The organism is Herbaspirillum sp. GCM10030257, from assembly GCF_042666555.1.
Classification (GTDB): domain Bacteria; phylum Pseudomonadota; class Gammaproteobacteria; order Burkholderiales; family Burkholderiaceae_D; genus Noviherbaspirillum.
The window spans coordinates 1-696 of the sequence record NZ_JBHTDH010000130.1; the positions used below are offsets into that span (position 1 = coordinate 1).

The 696-nt window shown below is 64.4% G+C and carries 1 protein-coding gene; it reads left to right on the forward strand.

What is annotated here, in order from left to right:
* On the forward strand, positions 1–696 hold a 696-nt coding region (locus ACFQUU_RS29400; protein WP_382252189.1), incomplete at both ends, for an AMP-binding protein.

A 696-nucleotide genomic window follows, 5' to 3' on the forward strand; every position in this document is an offset into this window, starting at 1 on the left:
GGCTGCCGCTGCTGGACGAGCAGGAACGCACGCAGTTGCTGGTCGACTGGAATGCGACCGCTGCCTATCCTGCAAGCACCTGCCTGCACGAGCTGTTCGAGGCGCAGGCCGCCGCACAGCCGCAGGCAATCGCACTCACGCACGAAGAACAACAGCTGAGCTACGGCGAACTCAATAGTCGGGCCAACCGGCTGGCGCGTCACCTGCGCACGCTGGGCGTGGTGCCCGATGCACGGGTAGCGATCTGCATGGAGCGCAGCCTCGACATGGTGGTCGCGATCCTGGCGGTAATGAAGGCCGGCGGCGGCTATGTGCCGCTGGACCCGGCGTATCCGGCTGAGCGATTGGTCTTCATGCTGGAAGACAGCGCCCCGGTTGCCTTGCTGACGCACGGCGCGTTCGATCCGGCATTGTGTGCAGCGCTGCCGGACGCAGTGCCGGTAGTCGATCTGGATGCGCATGTTGGATGGGCAAATGAGGACGCAAGCGACCTCGCCACCGATGCGACCGGCGTCACGCCGGCACATCTGGCCTACGTAATCTACACCTCCGGTTCGACCGGCACACCGAAGGGCGTGATGGTCGAGCACCGCAATGTCGCACGCCTGCTCAATGCCACCGATGGCTGGTTCGGCTTTGACCGACAGGACGTATGGACGCTGTTCCACTCGTTCGCGTTCGACTTCTCGGTATGGG